Consider the following 13,866-nt stretch of genomic DNA (forward strand, 5'->3'; position numbering starts at 1 on the left):
GGTGCTACCTCAGCTTCGGGTTCAGGGCGTCGCGCAGCCAGTCGCCCAGCAGATTGACCGACAGGACCAGCAGCGCCAGGAAGACACCGGGGAAGATCACGATCCACCACTCGCCGGAGAACAGGAAATCCTGCCCGATCCGGATCAGGGTGCCGAGCGATGGCTCGGTCGGCGGCACCCCGACACCGAGGAACGACAGGGTGGCCTCCAGCAGCACGGCAATCGCCAGGTTGATGGTACCGATGACCAGTACCGGCCCCATGACGTTGGGCAGCACGTGGCGGAACATGATGGCGCGGCTGGACAGGCCGATGACCCGGGCCGCCTGCACGTACTCCTTGCTCTTCTCCACCATCGTCGACCCCCGGACGGTTCGGGCGAACTGGGGCCAGATGGACATGCCGATGGAGAAGATGATGACCACCAGCGCCAGCGTCTCGTGGCTGCTGCCCGGCAGGACGGAGCGCAGTACGCCGTTCAGCAGCAGCGCCACCAGCAGGGCGGGGAAGCTGATCTGCACATCGGCGATACGCATGATCACGGCATCGGTGGTGCCGCCGACATAGCCCGCGATCAGTCCCAGCGTGACGCCGATGATGATCGACAGGATGACGGAGGCGAAGCCGACCCCGATGGAGATGCGGGAGCCGTAGAGGATCGCCGAATAGAGATCGCGCCCCTGATCATCGGTGCCCAGCGGGAAGCGCCATTGCCCGTCTTCCGTCCAGACCGGTGCCGTGAAGGCGTCGAGCAGGTCGAGGGAGGCCGGATCGAAGGGATCCTGCGGCGTGATCAGCGGGGCGATGACCGCGGCAACGATCATCACGATGGCCAGCACGGTGGCAACTACCGTCACCGGGCTGGTGCGGAAGCTGTACCAGATGTCGCTGTCGAGGAAGCGCGCGAAGTTGTCCTGGATGCGTGCGACGGGACCCATGTCAGTGACCCCCGCCGCTGCGTTCGACCCGCAGTCTGGGATCGACGACGTAGTAGAGCAGATCCACGATCAGATTGATCACCACGAAGATGAACGCCACCAGGATCAGGTAGGTGGACATCACCGGAATATCGACGAACTGGATCGCCTGCAGGAACAGCAGCCCCATGCCGGGCCACTGGAACACCGTCTCCGTGATGATGGCAAAGGCGATCAGGGAACCGACCTGAAGGCCGGTGATGGTGATGACCGGGACCAGCGTGTTCTTCAGGGCGTGGCCGAAGTGCACCGCGCGGTTCGACAGGCCGCGGGCGCGGGCGAACTTCACGAAGTCCGTCCGCAGCACCTCCAGCATCTCGGAACGGACGAGGCGCATGATCAGGGCCAGCTGGAACATGCCGAGCGTGAAGGCCGGCATGATGATGCTCTGCCAGCCACTGACCGTCAGCAGACCGGTATCCCAGAGGCCGATGTCAACGGTCTCGCCGCGCCCGAACGTGGGCAGCCAGCCAAGTGTCACGCCGAAGAGCAGGATCAGCAGGATACCGATGACAAAGGTTGGCAGTGATATGCCGATCAGCGAAACCGTCAGGAATACATGCGATAGCCATCGTCGTGGATAGAGCCCGGTATAGACCCCCAGCGGCACGCCGACCACGATGGCGAAAAGGGCGGCGAGCAGGGAAAGCTCCAGTGTCGCGGGCAGCCGGTCGGCCAGCAGTTCATCCACCGGGCGTCCGATACGATAGGAAATGCCGAACTTGCCCTGCACCGTATTGCCGATGAAACGGGCGAACTGCAGCGGCACCGGATCGTTCAGGCCCAGGTCCTGGCGCAGCTTGGCGCGATCCTCCAGCGAGGTGTCCTGGCCGACCATCTGGGCCACCGGGTCGCCGACATAGCGGAACATGGTGAACCCGATCAGCGCCACCACGAGCATGACCAGCAGGGCCTGGAAGAGGCGGCGAATGACGAAGGCGATCATTCAGCTTCCCCGGAAAATGAGAGGGGGGCGGCGGTTGCCGACCCTTGCCTGAACCGGATTCCCACCGGTCAGGCCGTCTTTCGAACGAACGGAAACGGAGACTCCGCCGCCATGCCGGGTATCGCGGCGGAGTCCATCCGGTTCCTGATCGGTCAGTCGATGGTCACGTGGCGCCATGCGAACTGGTTGTCCGCACGCTGCTTCACGTTCACACCGTCCCGTGCGCCCCAGGCCAGGGCCTGCTGGTGCAGCGGGATGTAGGCGATGTCACGGGTGGTGTGCACCCACGCGTCGCGGATCATGGCATTACGCTTCACCGCATCGGTTTCCGACAGCACCTTGGCGGTCAGCTCGTCCACTTCAGGGTTGCAGTAGCGACCCAGGTTGAACTTGCCATTGCCGGTCTCGGCGTCGTAGCAGCCATGCAGGTTGAACAGCGGGTTCCAGCTGTCGAAGGAGCCCGGGGTCCAGCCCAGCAGGTAGAAGGAGGTATCCAGGCTGGGGGCCAGGACCTTCTTGAAGTACAGCGCCTTCGGCTGGGCCAGCAGGTTCACCTTCACGCCGATCTTGGCCAGCATGGAGACCACGGCCTGGCAGATCGCCTCGTCATTCACGTAGCGATCGTTCGGGCAGTCCATGCCGACTTCGAAACCGTCCGGATAACCGGCGTCAGCCAGCAGCTTCTTGGCCAGATCCACATCCAGTTCCAGCCGCGTGAAGGCCGGATCGGACCCGTTGATGCCGGGGGCGACCATCAGGGCGCTCGGCTCCGACAGGCCACGCATCACCTTCTTCTTGATCGCTTCCACGTCGATGGCGCGATACATGGCTTCACGGACCTTGATGTCCTTGAACGGGTTCTTGCCCTTGATATTGGAGTACAGCAGCTCGTCGCGATGCTGGTCCATGCCGAGGAAGATGGTCCGCAGTTCCGGGCCCACCAGCATGGAGGTGCCGGAATTGCTGTCGACGCGGTTCATGTCCTGCACCGGGATCGGATAGGCCATGTCAACCTGACCGGACAGCAGCGCCGCCACACGGGTCGCGTCGGAGCTGATGGGCTTCAGCGTGACCTTGGTCAGATTGTGTTCCTTGTTGGCGTTGTCCCACCAGTTCGGATTGACGACGGCCACGGTCTGCACGTCGGCCTCGCGACTCTGCAGCATGAACGGGCCGGTGCCGTTGGCGTTGCGGGTGGCGAAGTTTTCCTGGTCACCGGTCGCGGACTGTGCGGAAACCGCACCGTTCTTTTCCGCCCAGGTCTTCGACATTATGGCCCAGGTGGCCCATTCGAAGTGCAGGATCGGGTTCGCGGCCTCGGTCACGAAATCAACCGTGTGGTCATCGACCTTGATGATATCGGTGACGCCGGCCAGGCGGGTCTTCAGGTCGGAACCTTCGCCCCGGACACGGTCCGCGGAAAACAGCACGTCATCAGCCGTGAAATCCTCGCCGCCATGGAACTTCACACCCTTGCGCAGATGGAAACGCCAGCGCGTCGGCTCGATGATCTCCCAGCTTTCCGCCAGGGCCGGTTCGATTTCCAGATTGGGACCGCGCCGGATCAGGCCTTCATAGATGTTCGCCATGAAGCCGAGCGTGAAGGTCTCATTCAGGTTGTAGGGGTCCATGGAATTGGCGTCCCCCTGGAAGGCGAACGTCATTTCCTTGGCTTGCGCCGCCCCGGCAGCAAGTGCAAGGACTGCCGCCCCGGCCAGCAAGGTATTGCGGATATTCATGAATTGTCTCCCGCTATGGTTCCCAGACATGTTTCAGGCGCTTGGCACGCCATTTCGCGGGCATAGTGGGCGTCTGCCGGAACAACCGTCAACGCCTTTGTCGGATTTTTCAGGGTGTTGCGGGGTGCCCCGGCGTCAACATGCAAGGCCCCTTGGCCGGGTTCATGCAGCATGTGCGGTGCGTCGTTTGGCCATTGGGAATTCGGTCCGGGGCCAACTATCTGAGGGGCAGGTTCCAATAAACGTACCAAAGAGGTTGTCATGAAGAAGTTTGTAGTTGCAGCCACCATGGCGCTTGCGCTTGGCACCGGCGCCGCACAGGCCGCTGGCGATGCCGAGGCCGGCAAGAAGGTCTACAAGAAGTGCGCGATCTGCCATTCGCTGGAGGAAGGCAAGAAGAAGGTCGGGCCATCGCTGCATGGCGTGTTCGGGCGCACTGCCGGTACGCTGGATGGCTTCCGCTTCTCCAACGCCATGAAGGATTCCGGCATTGTCTGGAACGAGGAGACCATCGCGGCCTATCTGGCCGATCCGCGCGGTTACATCCCGAAGAACAAGATGGCCTTCCCCGGTCTGAAGAAGCAGAAGGATCTGGACAATATCATCGCCTTCCTGAAAGCGGAGACGATGTGAGAAGCTTTCGGAACGAGCTGAATTGAATTCATGGGGCGCCGGAGACGGCGCCCCATTCTGTTTCTGAAATGATTGCCCGCTCCGCGCCCTTCTGCACCGGCACTGGCACATGCGCGTTGATGGAGTATTATGGTATCGCTGAGTGGATTTGCTGTTCCCGATGCAAACGGAAGGTGCCTCCCGGAAGATGGTTTCAACCGAACCGGCTCATGATCAGGAATCACCGTCACAGGACCTCTGGGTCAATCTGGACCCGGGGATGGTGTGCCGCGATCAGTCGCTGCAGGAACTGCACGGATATTGGGAAAGCAAGAAGAGGGGGCGGAAGTTTCCGTCCCGACGGGATATCGATCCGGCGGAAATCGTGCCTCACCTGGCCAACGTCATCCTCATTGATGTGTTTCACGACCCGCTGCGGCTGCGGTACCGATTGCTCGGCACCCGCATCACCGACGTCATGCGGCGCAATTCAACCGGCAAGTTCTATGACGAGATCTATGAGCCAGAGCTGCTTGAAGCCATCTATCGCAGTTTTCGCTGGATGTTCCAGAACGGGCAACCGCTCAGGACGCATGGCGAAAGCTTCTACCCGGACAGGAAGTTCTATACCTACGAGGCGCTGAATCTTCCCCTGTCGACGGATGGCGAGACCATCGACATGGTCTTTGGCGGGCTGGTGTTTCACCCGAAGCTGCCACCAGGGGACCAAACCGGTCCTGACTGGCACTGAACCGCGGGTTCAGCCCTCCCCGACGGCAGCCGGTCCCAGCAGGTGACGGCGGAACCGGTCCTTCAGCCATGCGCCATCCTTTGGCGGCAGGGCGAAGGGGGACGCCTCTGCCCGCACCTTCAGCCACGCGAATACAGGTCCCTTGCCGCTGGACACGGTCTGCAGCGCATCATCCAGTTCCGCGTTGGTATTGGCGCTGACGATGGTGGGGAAGCCTGCCGCGCGGGCGACCCCGGCCAGATCGACACCGGCGGCCGTGTGCGTCGCCTGCATGCCGGTCTCGCCATAGCTTTCGTTGTCGAAGACGACGATGGCCAGATTGGCAGGGCGCTGCACCGCCACCGTGGCGAGCGCGCCGAGACCCATCAGCTGTTCGCCATCGCCGGTCACCACGATCACGCGTTTCTCGGGTTGCGCCAGGGCGAGCCCCAGGCCCATCGCCGCCGCACCGCCCATGGCACCCCAGAGCGGAAAGGTGCTGTGCCTGTCGCCCGCAGCCGTCAGATCCCAGACCGTGGCACCCAGTCCGGCAATGACAAGGGCGTCGGGATTGTCGTCCAGCAGCCGCTGCGCGACCTCGCGGCGGCGGATCTCGAAGCTGTTCGCGCGGTCGGTCATGGCGTCATCCCCAGTCAGTCTCATCCCCGTATGGCGTCAGACTAAGGCAAAACCGACGGAGATGACGAGCAGGATTGCAAAGCAGATGTTGGCCATGCGTGACAGGCGCGGGTCCCGCAGTGCCGACGCGATCAGCGAACCGAATGCGAGCCAGGCGCTGTTGATGAGGACGATCAGCGGTGCCAGCGCCAGGATCTTGACCAGGCTGTCGGTCAGCACGTCTCCGCCGATCAGCTGATGGCCGGAGAAGACCGCACCAATGGCGGCAAAGGCCTTCGGGTTGGCAATGGCCAGCAGGAAGCCCGCGGTCAGGGAGGGACGCTTGCCCGCGTCCATGCCTTGCCCGAGCGGGGGCGCGGTCGCGATGCGCCAGGCGAGATAGAGGATGTAGCACGCCGCGACGATGGCGATGACGGAGCCAAGTGCCGGCACGGCCAGGATTGCACCGGTGACGCCGGTCGCGACCAGCAACAGCACCCCGACAGTGCCGAGGATGATCCCGCAGAGGTAGGGCAGGGCAGGACGGGAGCCAAAGGCGGCCGCTGTCGCGGCCACGGTCAGGGTTGCCGGTCCCGGACTGCCCATCAGCGGGATCGCGGCCAGATAGAGCACCAACAGGTTTTCGTTCATCGTCGCCTCCGTCAGACTGGGGCGCAGTCTGACTGGTGTGTGAGGCGTGGGGATAGAACGTATGTGCAGCGAACCGGATGTGGACATTCGGGCCGGGAACCGCTGGTCGGGGGGCGAGGTCGCGCCTGGCCTCGAATGGGCGGCAGCGGACTTTCCCGAGCACCAGTTCACGCCGCACCGCCATGATGGCTATGTGGTCGGTGTCACGGGCAAGGGTGTGCAGCGCTTTACCTATCGCGGTGCCGAAAGGCTGTCTCTGCCGGGGGAGGTCTTTCTGCTGCATCCGGACGAAAGACATGACGGACGTCCCGGAACCGAGGCGGGATTCGGTTTTCGCGCGGTCTACCTGTCACCGGATCATGTGCTGGCGGCGCTGGACCAGTCCGCCCTTCCGTTCAGTCCGGAACCGGTCCACGACGCGCAGGCAGTTTCCGAACTCGTCCTCTCGGTCTTTGATGCCTGGTCCGGGGGGGCGCCTGATGAACTGGCGGTCAATGATGCCGTCTGTCAGATGGCGGACCTGTTCGAGCGCGTTTCGGACCAGCACGGTTCACCCGGAAAGGCACGGCGACGGAAACGGATCGATCCGCTGATCCGGCGCGTGCGTGAGGACCTGATGTCGGTGGCGGATGCGCCGGTGATGATTCGCGATCTCGAGCGCCGTCACGGCGTGGACCGGTTCACCCTCAGCCGCGACTTCCGGCGCGCATACGGGGTGACGCCCAGTCGCTTCATCCTGCTGCGGCGGCTTGACCGTGCACGCCTCATGCTGCGGCAGGGCGTCTCCCTCGCCGATGTCGCCGTCGCGGCCGGGTTTGCCGACCAGAGCCACATGACGCGGCACTTCCGGGCGACCTATGGCCTGACCCCGGGACGCTGGCGCGACATGCAGGCGAACTGAACGGGGGCTATTTCCCGAAGTTCTTGGTGCCGATCAGCCGCTGCGCGATCAGCACGGCGACCGCCATCTGCCCCTCGAACGCCATGGCGGCGGCGGCGGCGGTCATCGGCCCCGCGTCTGCGGCATCGTCCAGCCGGAAGGTGCGGGTTCCCATCATCTCCAGCATCGGTCCGGCGGCCTGCCCCATGGAAAGCTGCCAGGGATTGAATTCCCCGAACTCGCCCCGCATCGTCACCAGCATCAGCAGCGGGAAGCGGCAGGTCTGGGTGGTCGCCAGCATGTTCGGGCAATTGCCGACGCCGCTCGACTGCATCAGCAGCGCGCCGCGCTGGCCACCCAGCCAGGCTCCGGCCAGGACCGCCGGTCCCTCCGCCTCCGTCGTCAGGGAGACGGCATGAATGGTGCTGTCCGCACGCGCACGCTCGATAAGCCGCTTGTGTCCGGCGTCCGGAACATAGGCGATCTGGCGCACGTCGGCACCCTGCAGCGCCTCGAAGATCTGATCCGGCCAATCGGACATGCGGTCCCCTCCCCACGGTCATACCAGCGTGACCCCGATGATAGTTGCGCTCCGCCTGCCGTCCACACAAACTGTCGGCCGATCCGGGGAGGGACGAGAATTGGCAGAGGCAGAGACAGGCGAAAGTGCCGGGGGCGGCATGTTCTACGGCTGGGTGATCGTCTGGGCCGCCTTCACCATCCTGTTCGTCAGCTTCGGCGCGGCCTACAGCTTTCCCGCCTTCTTCACCCCGTTGCAGAACGAGTTCGGGGCGACGCGCGGCGATACATCCTTCGTCTTCGGCATCGCCGGGTTCCTCTATTTCTTCCTCGGGGCCTTCTCCGGTCCCGCGGGTGACCGGCTGGGGCCGAAGCAGGTGGTGGTCTTTGGCGCGATCGTCGCGGCGCTGGGCCTCTATTTCGCGGCCACGGCCACCCGGATCGAACAGGTCTACTGGGGCTACGGGCTGGGGGTCGGTGTCGGCGTCGGCTGCATGTATGTGCCCGCTGTCGGTGCGGTGCAGCGCTGGTTCGCGCGCCGCCGCGCCACAGCCTCCGGCCTGGCCATCACCGGCATCGGTGTCGGCACATTCGTCGCCCCGATGGCGGCGCATGAACTCATCACGCTGCTCGACTGGCGGCAGACCTATCTGGTGCTCGCGGGCGTGGTGCTGGTGCTTGGGGTGATCAGCGGCCTGCTGCTGGAGAATTCGCCGGCCCGGCGCGGCCAGTTTCCCGATGGAGCCGCCACCCCGCCGGCTGCTGCCGATGCCGCCGAATCAATGGATGTCCAGGCCGCCCGCAGGACCCTGCCGATCTGGCTGGTCTATTCTGGCTCCCTGCTGGTCTCCATCGGTCTTTTCATGCCGTTCGTTCACCTGAAACCCTTCGCACAGGACCTGGGACTGACGGCACAGCAGGGAATCTGGGTCGTCAGCTCGGTCGGTATCGGCTCCATCCTGGGGCGGATGATCCTGGGTCCGATTGCCGAACGTTTCGGGCGCAAGCCGGTGGTACTGGGGCTCTTCATCGGTCTCGCCGCGATCTTCGTCTTCTGGTACCTGTCCGTCTCGCTCTGGATGCTGCTCTTCTTCGGGGTGGTCTTCGGCACGCTCTACGGCGGCTTCGTCGCGCTCGCGCCGGCCCTGGTGGCAGACTATTACGGTGTCGGTCATGCGGGTGGCATCCTTGGGTTCGTCTATTCCTCCGTCGCGATCGGTGCGCTGATCGGCAACCCGATCGCGGGCTACATGTACGACGCGGCACAGACCTATGACCTGCCGATCCTCATCGGTGCCGGGTTGTGTGGTGTCGGTGCGCTCTGCATTCTGGCGATGCCGGCACCGGCGAAATGGCGGGCCCGGCGGTTCGGTGCCGCGCAGGGCTGACCGGCAGGGGAGACACGGGCATGAGCTGGAACACGATCCTCTACGCAGTCAGCGAAAGGGTGGCGACGATCACCCTCAACCGCCCCGAGCGGATGAACGCGATCAACGACGACCTGCCGCGGGAACTGGCAGAGGCAGTGCGCCGTGCCGACGATGACGACGATGTGCATGCGATCATCCTGCAGGGTGCAGGCAGCGCCTTCTGCGCCGGCTATGACCTGAAGCAATATGCGGAGGGCGATCAGGAGAACGTTTATACCCAGTCCATGCCCTGGGATCCGATGATCGACTATCGCCTGATGAAGGCGAACACGGATGCCTTCTCCACGCTCTGGCGCTGCTACAAGCCGACGATTGCCAAGGTGCACGGCTTTGCTGTCGCGGGGGGCAGCGACATCGCGCTCTGCTGTGACCTGATCGTCATGGCCGACGACGCGAAGATCGGCTATCCGCCGACACGGGTATGGGGCTGTCCGTCCACCGGCATGTGGGTGCATCGTCTCGGCGCGCAGCAGGCCAAGCGGATGCTCTTCACCGGCGACCTGATCGACGGGCCGGAGGCCGTGCGTATCGGTCTGGCGCTGGAGTCGGTTCCGGCAGACCAGTTGGACGCGCGCGTGACGGCACTGGCGGCGCGCATGTCCGGCGTGCCGAAGAACCAGCTGATGATGCAGAAGCTGATGATCAATCAGGCCATCGACGCACAGGGCATGCAGAACACCCAGATGATCGCGACCCTGTTCGACGGCATCACCCGCCACAGCCCGGAGGGGCTCTGGTTCAAGGAACTGAGCGAGCAGGTCGGCTTCAAGGAGGCCGTGCGCAAGCGCGATTCCGGTGAACCGCTGGGGCCTGGCAGCAACTGATCCGGTTCCCGAACAGTCAGCGCGGATCCCTCGCGCCATGATCACCGATCCCGTCTTCTATGCGGTCGCGATCCCCGCCCTGATGCTTGTCGGCATCTCCAAGGGCGGTTTCGGGTCGGGGATCGGCATCGTCGCGGCCCCGGCGATCTCCCTGGTGGTTCCGCCGCTGACCGCCATCGGCATCATGCTGCCGCTGCTCTGCCTGATGGACCTGGTCGGGGTCTGGAGCTATCGCCGGTCCTGGAGCCGTTCGATGATGCTCTACCTGGCGCCGGGGGCCGTGCTGGGCATCGGTATTGCCACGCTGACGGCGGGGCTGGTGGATGAACACATGATCCGCGTCATGGTCGGGGCCATCGCGGTGCTGTTCTCGCTGGATCACTGGCGCAGGCAATGGCGGGGCAGGGGCACGGTCGTCGCGGCGAAGCCGGAGAACCGGGTCAGCGGTATCTTCTGGGCGGCTGTCTCGGGTTTCACCAGCTTTGTCGGACATGCGGGCGGCCCCCCGCTGCAGGTCTATCTGCTGCCGTTGCGGCTGGACAAGCGGGTCTTCGTCGGCACTACGGTGATCTTCTTCATGGCAGTCAACTACGCCAAGCTGGTGCCCTATGCCTGGCTGGGCCTGCTGAACCAGACCAACCTGCTGACCGCGCTGGTTCTGGCTCCGGTCTGCCCGGTGGCCATGCGCGCCGGGATATGGCTGCACGACAAGGTGCCGGAGAAACCGTTCTACGCCCTCTGCTATGCCTTCGTATTCATCGTCGGGCTGAAACTGCTGTTCGACGGCGTCAGCGGCTGGGTGGCGTGACGCTTGGCCATCTGTCCGGCGGACCGTCTGATCGGCTATTCCCCGGTTCATGTTGCTCAGTTCCGCCATACTTCTGACCGTCGTCGCCACAGGATTGCTGCTGTGGTTGCCGCGGGTTCGCAGATCGGTGACCTGGCGGGCCATGACCACACCCCTGGCGTCGATCATCGGCAGCGGGTTCCTGGTGCTGGGACCGATCCTGGACGCGCAGTACGGCAGGTATGCCCCCCTCGTGATGGCGGCGCTGTGCATCGGTGCCTACCTCTACGGTGCCGCCATTCGATACAACATGGTGACGATCGACGCCGTGCATCGCGAGAGCCAGAGGCTGGTCAGGCAACTGGACACGCTTGCCTCATGGTCCCTCGGCTTCGCCTATATCGTCTCGGTCGCCTACTACCTGAACCTGTTCGGCGCGTTCGGTGTCAGCCTGACGGCGGCGAATGACCCGCTGAATGCGCGGCTGCTGACCACGGCGGTCTTTGCGGTCATCCTGTTCGTGGGCTGGACGCGCGGCTTCAGATCGCTGGAACGCATGGAATATGTCTCGGTCGGTGCAAAGCTGGCGATCATTGCCGGGCTGCTGCTGGGACTGGCTGTCTACTTCGGTGACCGGCTGTCCACCGGCAGCCTGATCTTCAACGCCGCGGAACTGTCAGGGTGGCCTGCGATCACGCTGGCCTTCGGGCTGATCGTGACGGTTCAGGGGTTCGAGACCTCCCGCTATCTCGGTGCCACCTACGACCGCGCGGTCCGTCTGCGGTCGATGAAATGGGCGCAATGGGTCTCGACCGCCATCTACATGACCTATGTCCTGCTGCTGGCCTATGTGTTCGAGCGCGGGGAACTGAAACTCAGCGAGACGGCCATCGTCGGCATGATGGTGGTCGTGGCCCCGATCCTCCCCGTTCTGCTGGTCGCGGCGGCGCTGGCTGCCCAGTTCAGCGCGGCGGTTGCGGATACCAGCGGGTCAGGGGGGCTTGTCGCGGAACTCTCCGACAACCGCGTCAGCCCGCGGATGGCCTATCTCGTTCTGGGGGTTGTCGGACTCCTGCTGACCTGGGCTGCCGACATCTTCGAGATCATCAGCTATGCGTCGCGCGCCTTCGCCATCTACTACGCGCTGCAGGCGCTGATCGCGGCACTGACGGCCTGGCGCAGAAGGGACATCTGGCGCTGTCTCGGATTTGGCGCGCTGGCTGTGCTCGGGGCACTGATCATTGTCTTCGGTCAGCCGGTGGAGGGGTAGTCCGACACGACCGGTGACGGTCAGTCGATGCTCGCCGCATCCTCGATGATGAACTGTGCCCGCGCCGCGCCCTGCCAGTGATCGACGCGCAGGTGTCCGGCCAGATGTATGCTGCCCCCCTTGCGGGCATTGCCCAGCAGGGCGGCGCCGAGCGGGCCGTCGGTGGCGCGGAAGGCGATCCCCGTGGCACGTCCGCCGGTCCGGCCGGAGAGAATGACGCGCACATGGTTCTCCCCCACCACGTCGGCCTTCACCAGCTTCGCATCGGTGACGGCGATGCGCGGTTCGGGGTTGCCCGCGCCGAAGGGACCGGCCCGCTGCATGGTCTCCGCCAGATCGATGCTGATGCCCTGCACCGCGACCGATCCGTCGATCTTCAGGCCTGATCCGGTGCGCGCCTGGGCGACCGGGGTTGCCAGACGCTCCTCCAGAAAGTCACTGAAGGCCTCCAGCCGGTCGCTGGCAATGGTGATCCCCGCCGCCATGGCGTGACCGCCGCCATTGATCAGCAGTCCAGCCTGTCGAGCCGCCGTGACAGCCGCCCCCAGGTCGACGCCCCGGATCGACCGGCCGGAACCCTTGCCCTGCGCCCCGTCCAGCGCGACCACCAGACTGGGGCGACCGGTGCGGTCCTTCAGGCGGCTCGCCACGATGCCGATGACACCGGGGTGCCAGCCCTCCGCCGCGACGAGGGTGACAGCGCGATTGTCCTGACCCTCGACGCGGGCCAGGGCTTCTTCCAGCACATTGGCCTCGATGCGCTTGCGTTCGTCATTCAGGCGGTCGAGTTCCATGGCGATGCCGAGCGCTTCCTCCCGGTCATCGGTGGTCAGCAGCCGGGCACCCAGATCGGCCTTGCCGACCCGCCCGCCCGCATTGACCCTTGGACCCAGCAGGAAACCGGCGTGATAGGTGCCGGGTGGACCATTGACGCGCGCCACGTCCGCCAGGGTCGTCAGGCCCAGGCTCTGCCGTTGGGCCATGACCTTCAGCCCCTGTGCCACCAGTGCCCGGTTCAGTCCGACCAGCGGCACCACATCGCAGACCGTGCCCAGCGCGACGATGTCCAGCAGGCCCATGAGGTCGGGTGCCTTCCGCTCGCTGAACCATCCGGCGGCGCGCAGGGTGCGGTTCACTGCGATGGCCAGCATGAAGGCCACGCCGACAGCCGCGAGATAGCCAAGGCCGCTGCCGCAGTCAGGCCGGTTGGGATTGACGATGGCCGCGGCCCTGGGCAGGCGGCTCTCTGCCAGGTGGTGGTCGATCACCGCCACGCTGATGCCTTCCCCGGCCGCCTGTTCCAGCACGTCGAAGGCGGCGATGCCGCAGTCAACGGTCAGCACCAGTGCCGCCCCCTCCGCATGCAGCTTGCGCAGTGCCGCGATATTGGGGCCGTAGCCTTCGGTCATCCGGTCGGGAATGTAATAGCGCACGGTCCCGCCCACCGCCTGCAGGAAGCGATAGAGCAGGGCGGAGGAGGTGGCACCGTCCACATCGTAGTCGCCGAAGATGGCGATGGGCCTGCCTTGCCGCACGCAGGCGGCCACCAGTTCGGCTGTCCGGTCCATGTCGGCGAAACAGGATGGATCGGGCAGCAGGTCCTTCAGGCGCGGTTCCAGATACCCCGGGGCTTCGTCCGGGGTGACGCCGCGGCTGACCAGCAGCCCCGCGACGATTTCGGGCAGACCCAGCTTCTGTGCCATGGCCTGCGCCAGACGCTCCTGTGCGGGGTCGATGGCGGCGATCCAGCGTCGCCCGGTGACGGACTGGCCGACACCCAGGAATGCGGGCTGCGGGTCAGCCGGATTCAAGGGTTCATCTCGTTGCCCGGGTACGGCGCCGATCCTCTCCCCCCGGCGAGCCATCCAGGATACTTGCCCGGGT

The 13,866-nt window shown here is 64.9% G+C and carries 14 protein-coding genes; 7 read left to right on the forward strand and 7 right to left on the reverse strand.

The window, feature by feature from the left end; genetic code table 11:
- Nucleotides 1–4 precede the first annotated feature (4 nt).
- From QGV54_RS02580 to QGV54_RS02590, 3 genes are all read right to left on the reverse strand, one after another.
- A complete protein-coding gene (locus QGV54_RS02580) occupies nucleotides 5–937 on the reverse strand; it encodes an ABC transporter permease (protein ID WP_281018431.1) in 933 nt (310 codons plus the stop codon).
- 1 nt (nucleotide 938) lies between these two features.
- Nucleotides 939–1,922, reverse strand: coding sequence for an ABC transporter permease (locus tag QGV54_RS02585; protein WP_281018430.1), 984 nt, complete (start codon nucleotides 1,920–1,922; stop codon nucleotides 939–941).
- A gap of 152 nt (nucleotides 1,923–2,074) precedes the next feature.
- The gene (locus tag QGV54_RS02590; RefSeq protein ID WP_281018429.1) at nucleotides 2,075–3,661 is read right to left on the reverse strand and encodes an ABC transporter substrate-binding protein; all 1,587 of its coding nucleotides are present in this window, start codon (nucleotides 3,659–3,661) and stop codon (nucleotides 2,075–2,077) included.
- Between the two features lie 261 nt (nucleotides 3,662–3,922).
- Here QGV54_RS02590 and QGV54_RS02595 point away from each other — a divergent pair, with 261 nt between their 5' ends.
- Nucleotides 3,923–4,294 carry a cytochrome c family protein gene (locus QGV54_RS02595; protein WP_281018428.1) on the forward strand — a complete coding sequence of 124 codons (372 nt, stop codon included), beginning with the start codon at nucleotides 3,923–3,925 and terminating at the stop codon, nucleotides 4,292–4,294.
- A 187-nt stretch (nucleotides 4,295–4,481) separates the two neighbouring features.
- Nucleotides 4,482–5,024 carry a PAS domain-containing protein gene (locus QGV54_RS02600; protein ID WP_281018427.1) on the forward strand — a complete coding sequence of 181 codons (543 nt, stop codon included), beginning with the start codon at nucleotides 4,482–4,484 and terminating at the stop codon, nucleotides 5,022–5,024.
- Between the two features lie 9 nt (nucleotides 5,025–5,033).
- Here the strand turns inward: QGV54_RS02600 and QGV54_RS02605 are convergent, their stop codons facing one another.
- Together QGV54_RS02605 and QGV54_RS02610 are read right to left on the reverse strand one after the other, a co-directional pair.
- Entirely contained in the window at nucleotides 5,034–5,642 is a 609-nt protein-coding gene (locus QGV54_RS02605) for a thiamine pyrophosphate-dependent enzyme (protein WP_281018426.1), read from the reverse strand.
- 36 nt (nucleotides 5,643–5,678) lie between these two features.
- On the reverse strand, nucleotides 5,679–6,272 hold the full coding sequence (locus QGV54_RS02610; RefSeq protein WP_281018425.1) for a LysE family transporter: 594 nt from the start codon (nucleotides 6,270–6,272) through the stop codon (nucleotides 5,679–5,681).
- Nucleotides 6,273–6,333: 61 nt separating this feature from the next.
- Here QGV54_RS02610 and QGV54_RS02615 point away from each other — a divergent pair, with 61 nt between their 5' ends.
- Nucleotides 6,334–7,173 (forward strand): AraC family transcriptional regulator, encoded by an 840-nt coding sequence (locus tag QGV54_RS02615; RefSeq protein ID WP_281018424.1) that lies wholly within the window; start codon nucleotides 6,334–6,336, stop codon nucleotides 7,171–7,173.
- A 7-nt stretch (nucleotides 7,174–7,180) separates the two neighbouring features.
- Here QGV54_RS02615 and QGV54_RS02620 read toward each other — a convergent pair whose 3' ends face one another.
- Nucleotides 7,181–7,693 carry a thiamine pyrophosphate-binding protein gene (locus tag QGV54_RS02620; RefSeq protein ID WP_281018423.1) on the reverse strand — a complete coding sequence of 171 codons (513 nt, stop codon included), beginning with the start codon at nucleotides 7,691–7,693 and terminating at the stop codon, nucleotides 7,181–7,183.
- Nucleotides 7,694–7,793: 100 nt separating this feature from the next.
- Here QGV54_RS02620 and QGV54_RS02625 point away from each other — a divergent pair, with 100 nt between their 5' ends.
- From QGV54_RS02625 to QGV54_RS02640, 4 genes are read left to right on the forward strand one after another with little or no spacing between them, the layout of a single operon-like run.
- Nucleotides 7,794–9,059, forward strand: coding sequence for an MFS transporter (locus QGV54_RS02625; protein WP_281018422.1), 1,266 nt, complete (start codon nucleotides 7,794–7,796; stop codon nucleotides 9,057–9,059).
- Nucleotides 9,060–9,079: 20 nt separating this feature from the next.
- Nucleotides 9,080–9,925: a crotonase/enoyl-CoA hydratase family protein gene (locus tag QGV54_RS02630; RefSeq protein WP_281018421.1), complete on the forward strand. Its 846-nt coding sequence runs from the start codon at nucleotides 9,080–9,082 to the stop codon at nucleotides 9,923–9,925.
- Between the two features lie 37 nt (nucleotides 9,926–9,962).
- Nucleotides 9,963–10,733, forward strand: a complete 771-nt coding sequence (locus QGV54_RS02635; protein WP_281018420.1) for a sulfite exporter TauE/SafE family protein — start codon at nucleotides 9,963–9,965, stop codon at nucleotides 10,731–10,733.
- A gap of 49 nt (nucleotides 10,734–10,782) precedes the next feature.
- A complete protein-coding gene (locus QGV54_RS02640) occupies nucleotides 10,783–11,982 on the forward strand; it encodes a hypothetical protein (protein ID WP_348637637.1) in 1,200 nt (399 codons plus the stop codon).
- A 20-nt stretch (nucleotides 11,983–12,002) separates the two neighbouring features.
- On the opposite strand, the gene recJ is transcribed toward QGV54_RS02640, so the two are convergent.
- Entirely contained in the window at nucleotides 12,003–13,793 is a 1,791-nt protein-coding gene (gene recJ, locus QGV54_RS02645) for a single-stranded-DNA-specific exonuclease RecJ (RefSeq protein WP_281018418.1), read from the reverse strand.
- Nucleotides 13,794–13,866: the final 73 nt, after the last annotated feature.

Source organism: Minwuia sp. IMCC3060 (assembly GCF_029909435.1).
Classification (GTDB): Bacteria; Pseudomonadota; Alphaproteobacteria; order Minwuiales; family Minwuiaceae; genus Minwuia.

Coding starts and splice junctions, on each gene's coding strand:
- QGV54_RS02580 (WP_281018431.1), bottom strand. CDS start 937: ATGGGTCCCGTCGCACGCATCCAGGACAACTTCGCGCGCTTCCTCGAC.
- QGV54_RS02585 (WP_281018430.1), bottom strand. CDS start 1,922: ATGATCGCCTTCGTCATTCGCCGCCTCTTCCAGGCCCTGCTGGTCATG.
- QGV54_RS02590 (WP_281018429.1), bottom strand. CDS start 3,661: ATGAATATCCGCAATACCTTGCTGGCCGGGGCGGCAGTCCTTGCACTT.
- QGV54_RS02595 (WP_281018428.1), top strand. CDS start 3,923: ATGAAGAAGTTTGTAGTTGCAGCCACCATGGCGCTTGCGCTTGGCACC.
- QGV54_RS02600 (WP_281018427.1), top strand. CDS start 4,482: ATGGTTTCAACCGAACCGGCTCATGATCAGGAATCACCGTCACAGGAC.
- QGV54_RS02605 (WP_281018426.1), bottom strand. CDS start 5,642: ATGACCGACCGCGCGAACAGCTTCGAGATCCGCCGCCGCGAGGTCGCG.
- QGV54_RS02610 (WP_281018425.1), bottom strand. CDS start 6,272: ATGAACGAAAACCTGTTGGTGCTCTATCTGGCCGCGATCCCGCTGATG.
- QGV54_RS02615 (WP_281018424.1), top strand. CDS start 6,334: ATGTGCAGCGAACCGGATGTGGACATTCGGGCCGGGAACCGCTGGTCG.
- QGV54_RS02620 (WP_281018423.1), bottom strand. CDS start 7,693: ATGTCCGATTGGCCGGATCAGATCTTCGAGGCGCTGCAGGGTGCCGAC.
- QGV54_RS02630 (WP_281018421.1), top strand. CDS start 9,080: ATGAGCTGGAACACGATCCTCTACGCAGTCAGCGAAAGGGTGGCGACG.
- QGV54_RS02635 (WP_281018420.1), top strand. CDS start 9,963: ATGATCACCGATCCCGTCTTCTATGCGGTCGCGATCCCCGCCCTGATG.
- QGV54_RS02640 (WP_348637637.1), top strand. CDS start 10,783: ATGTTGCTCAGTTCCGCCATACTTCTGACCGTCGTCGCCACAGGATTG.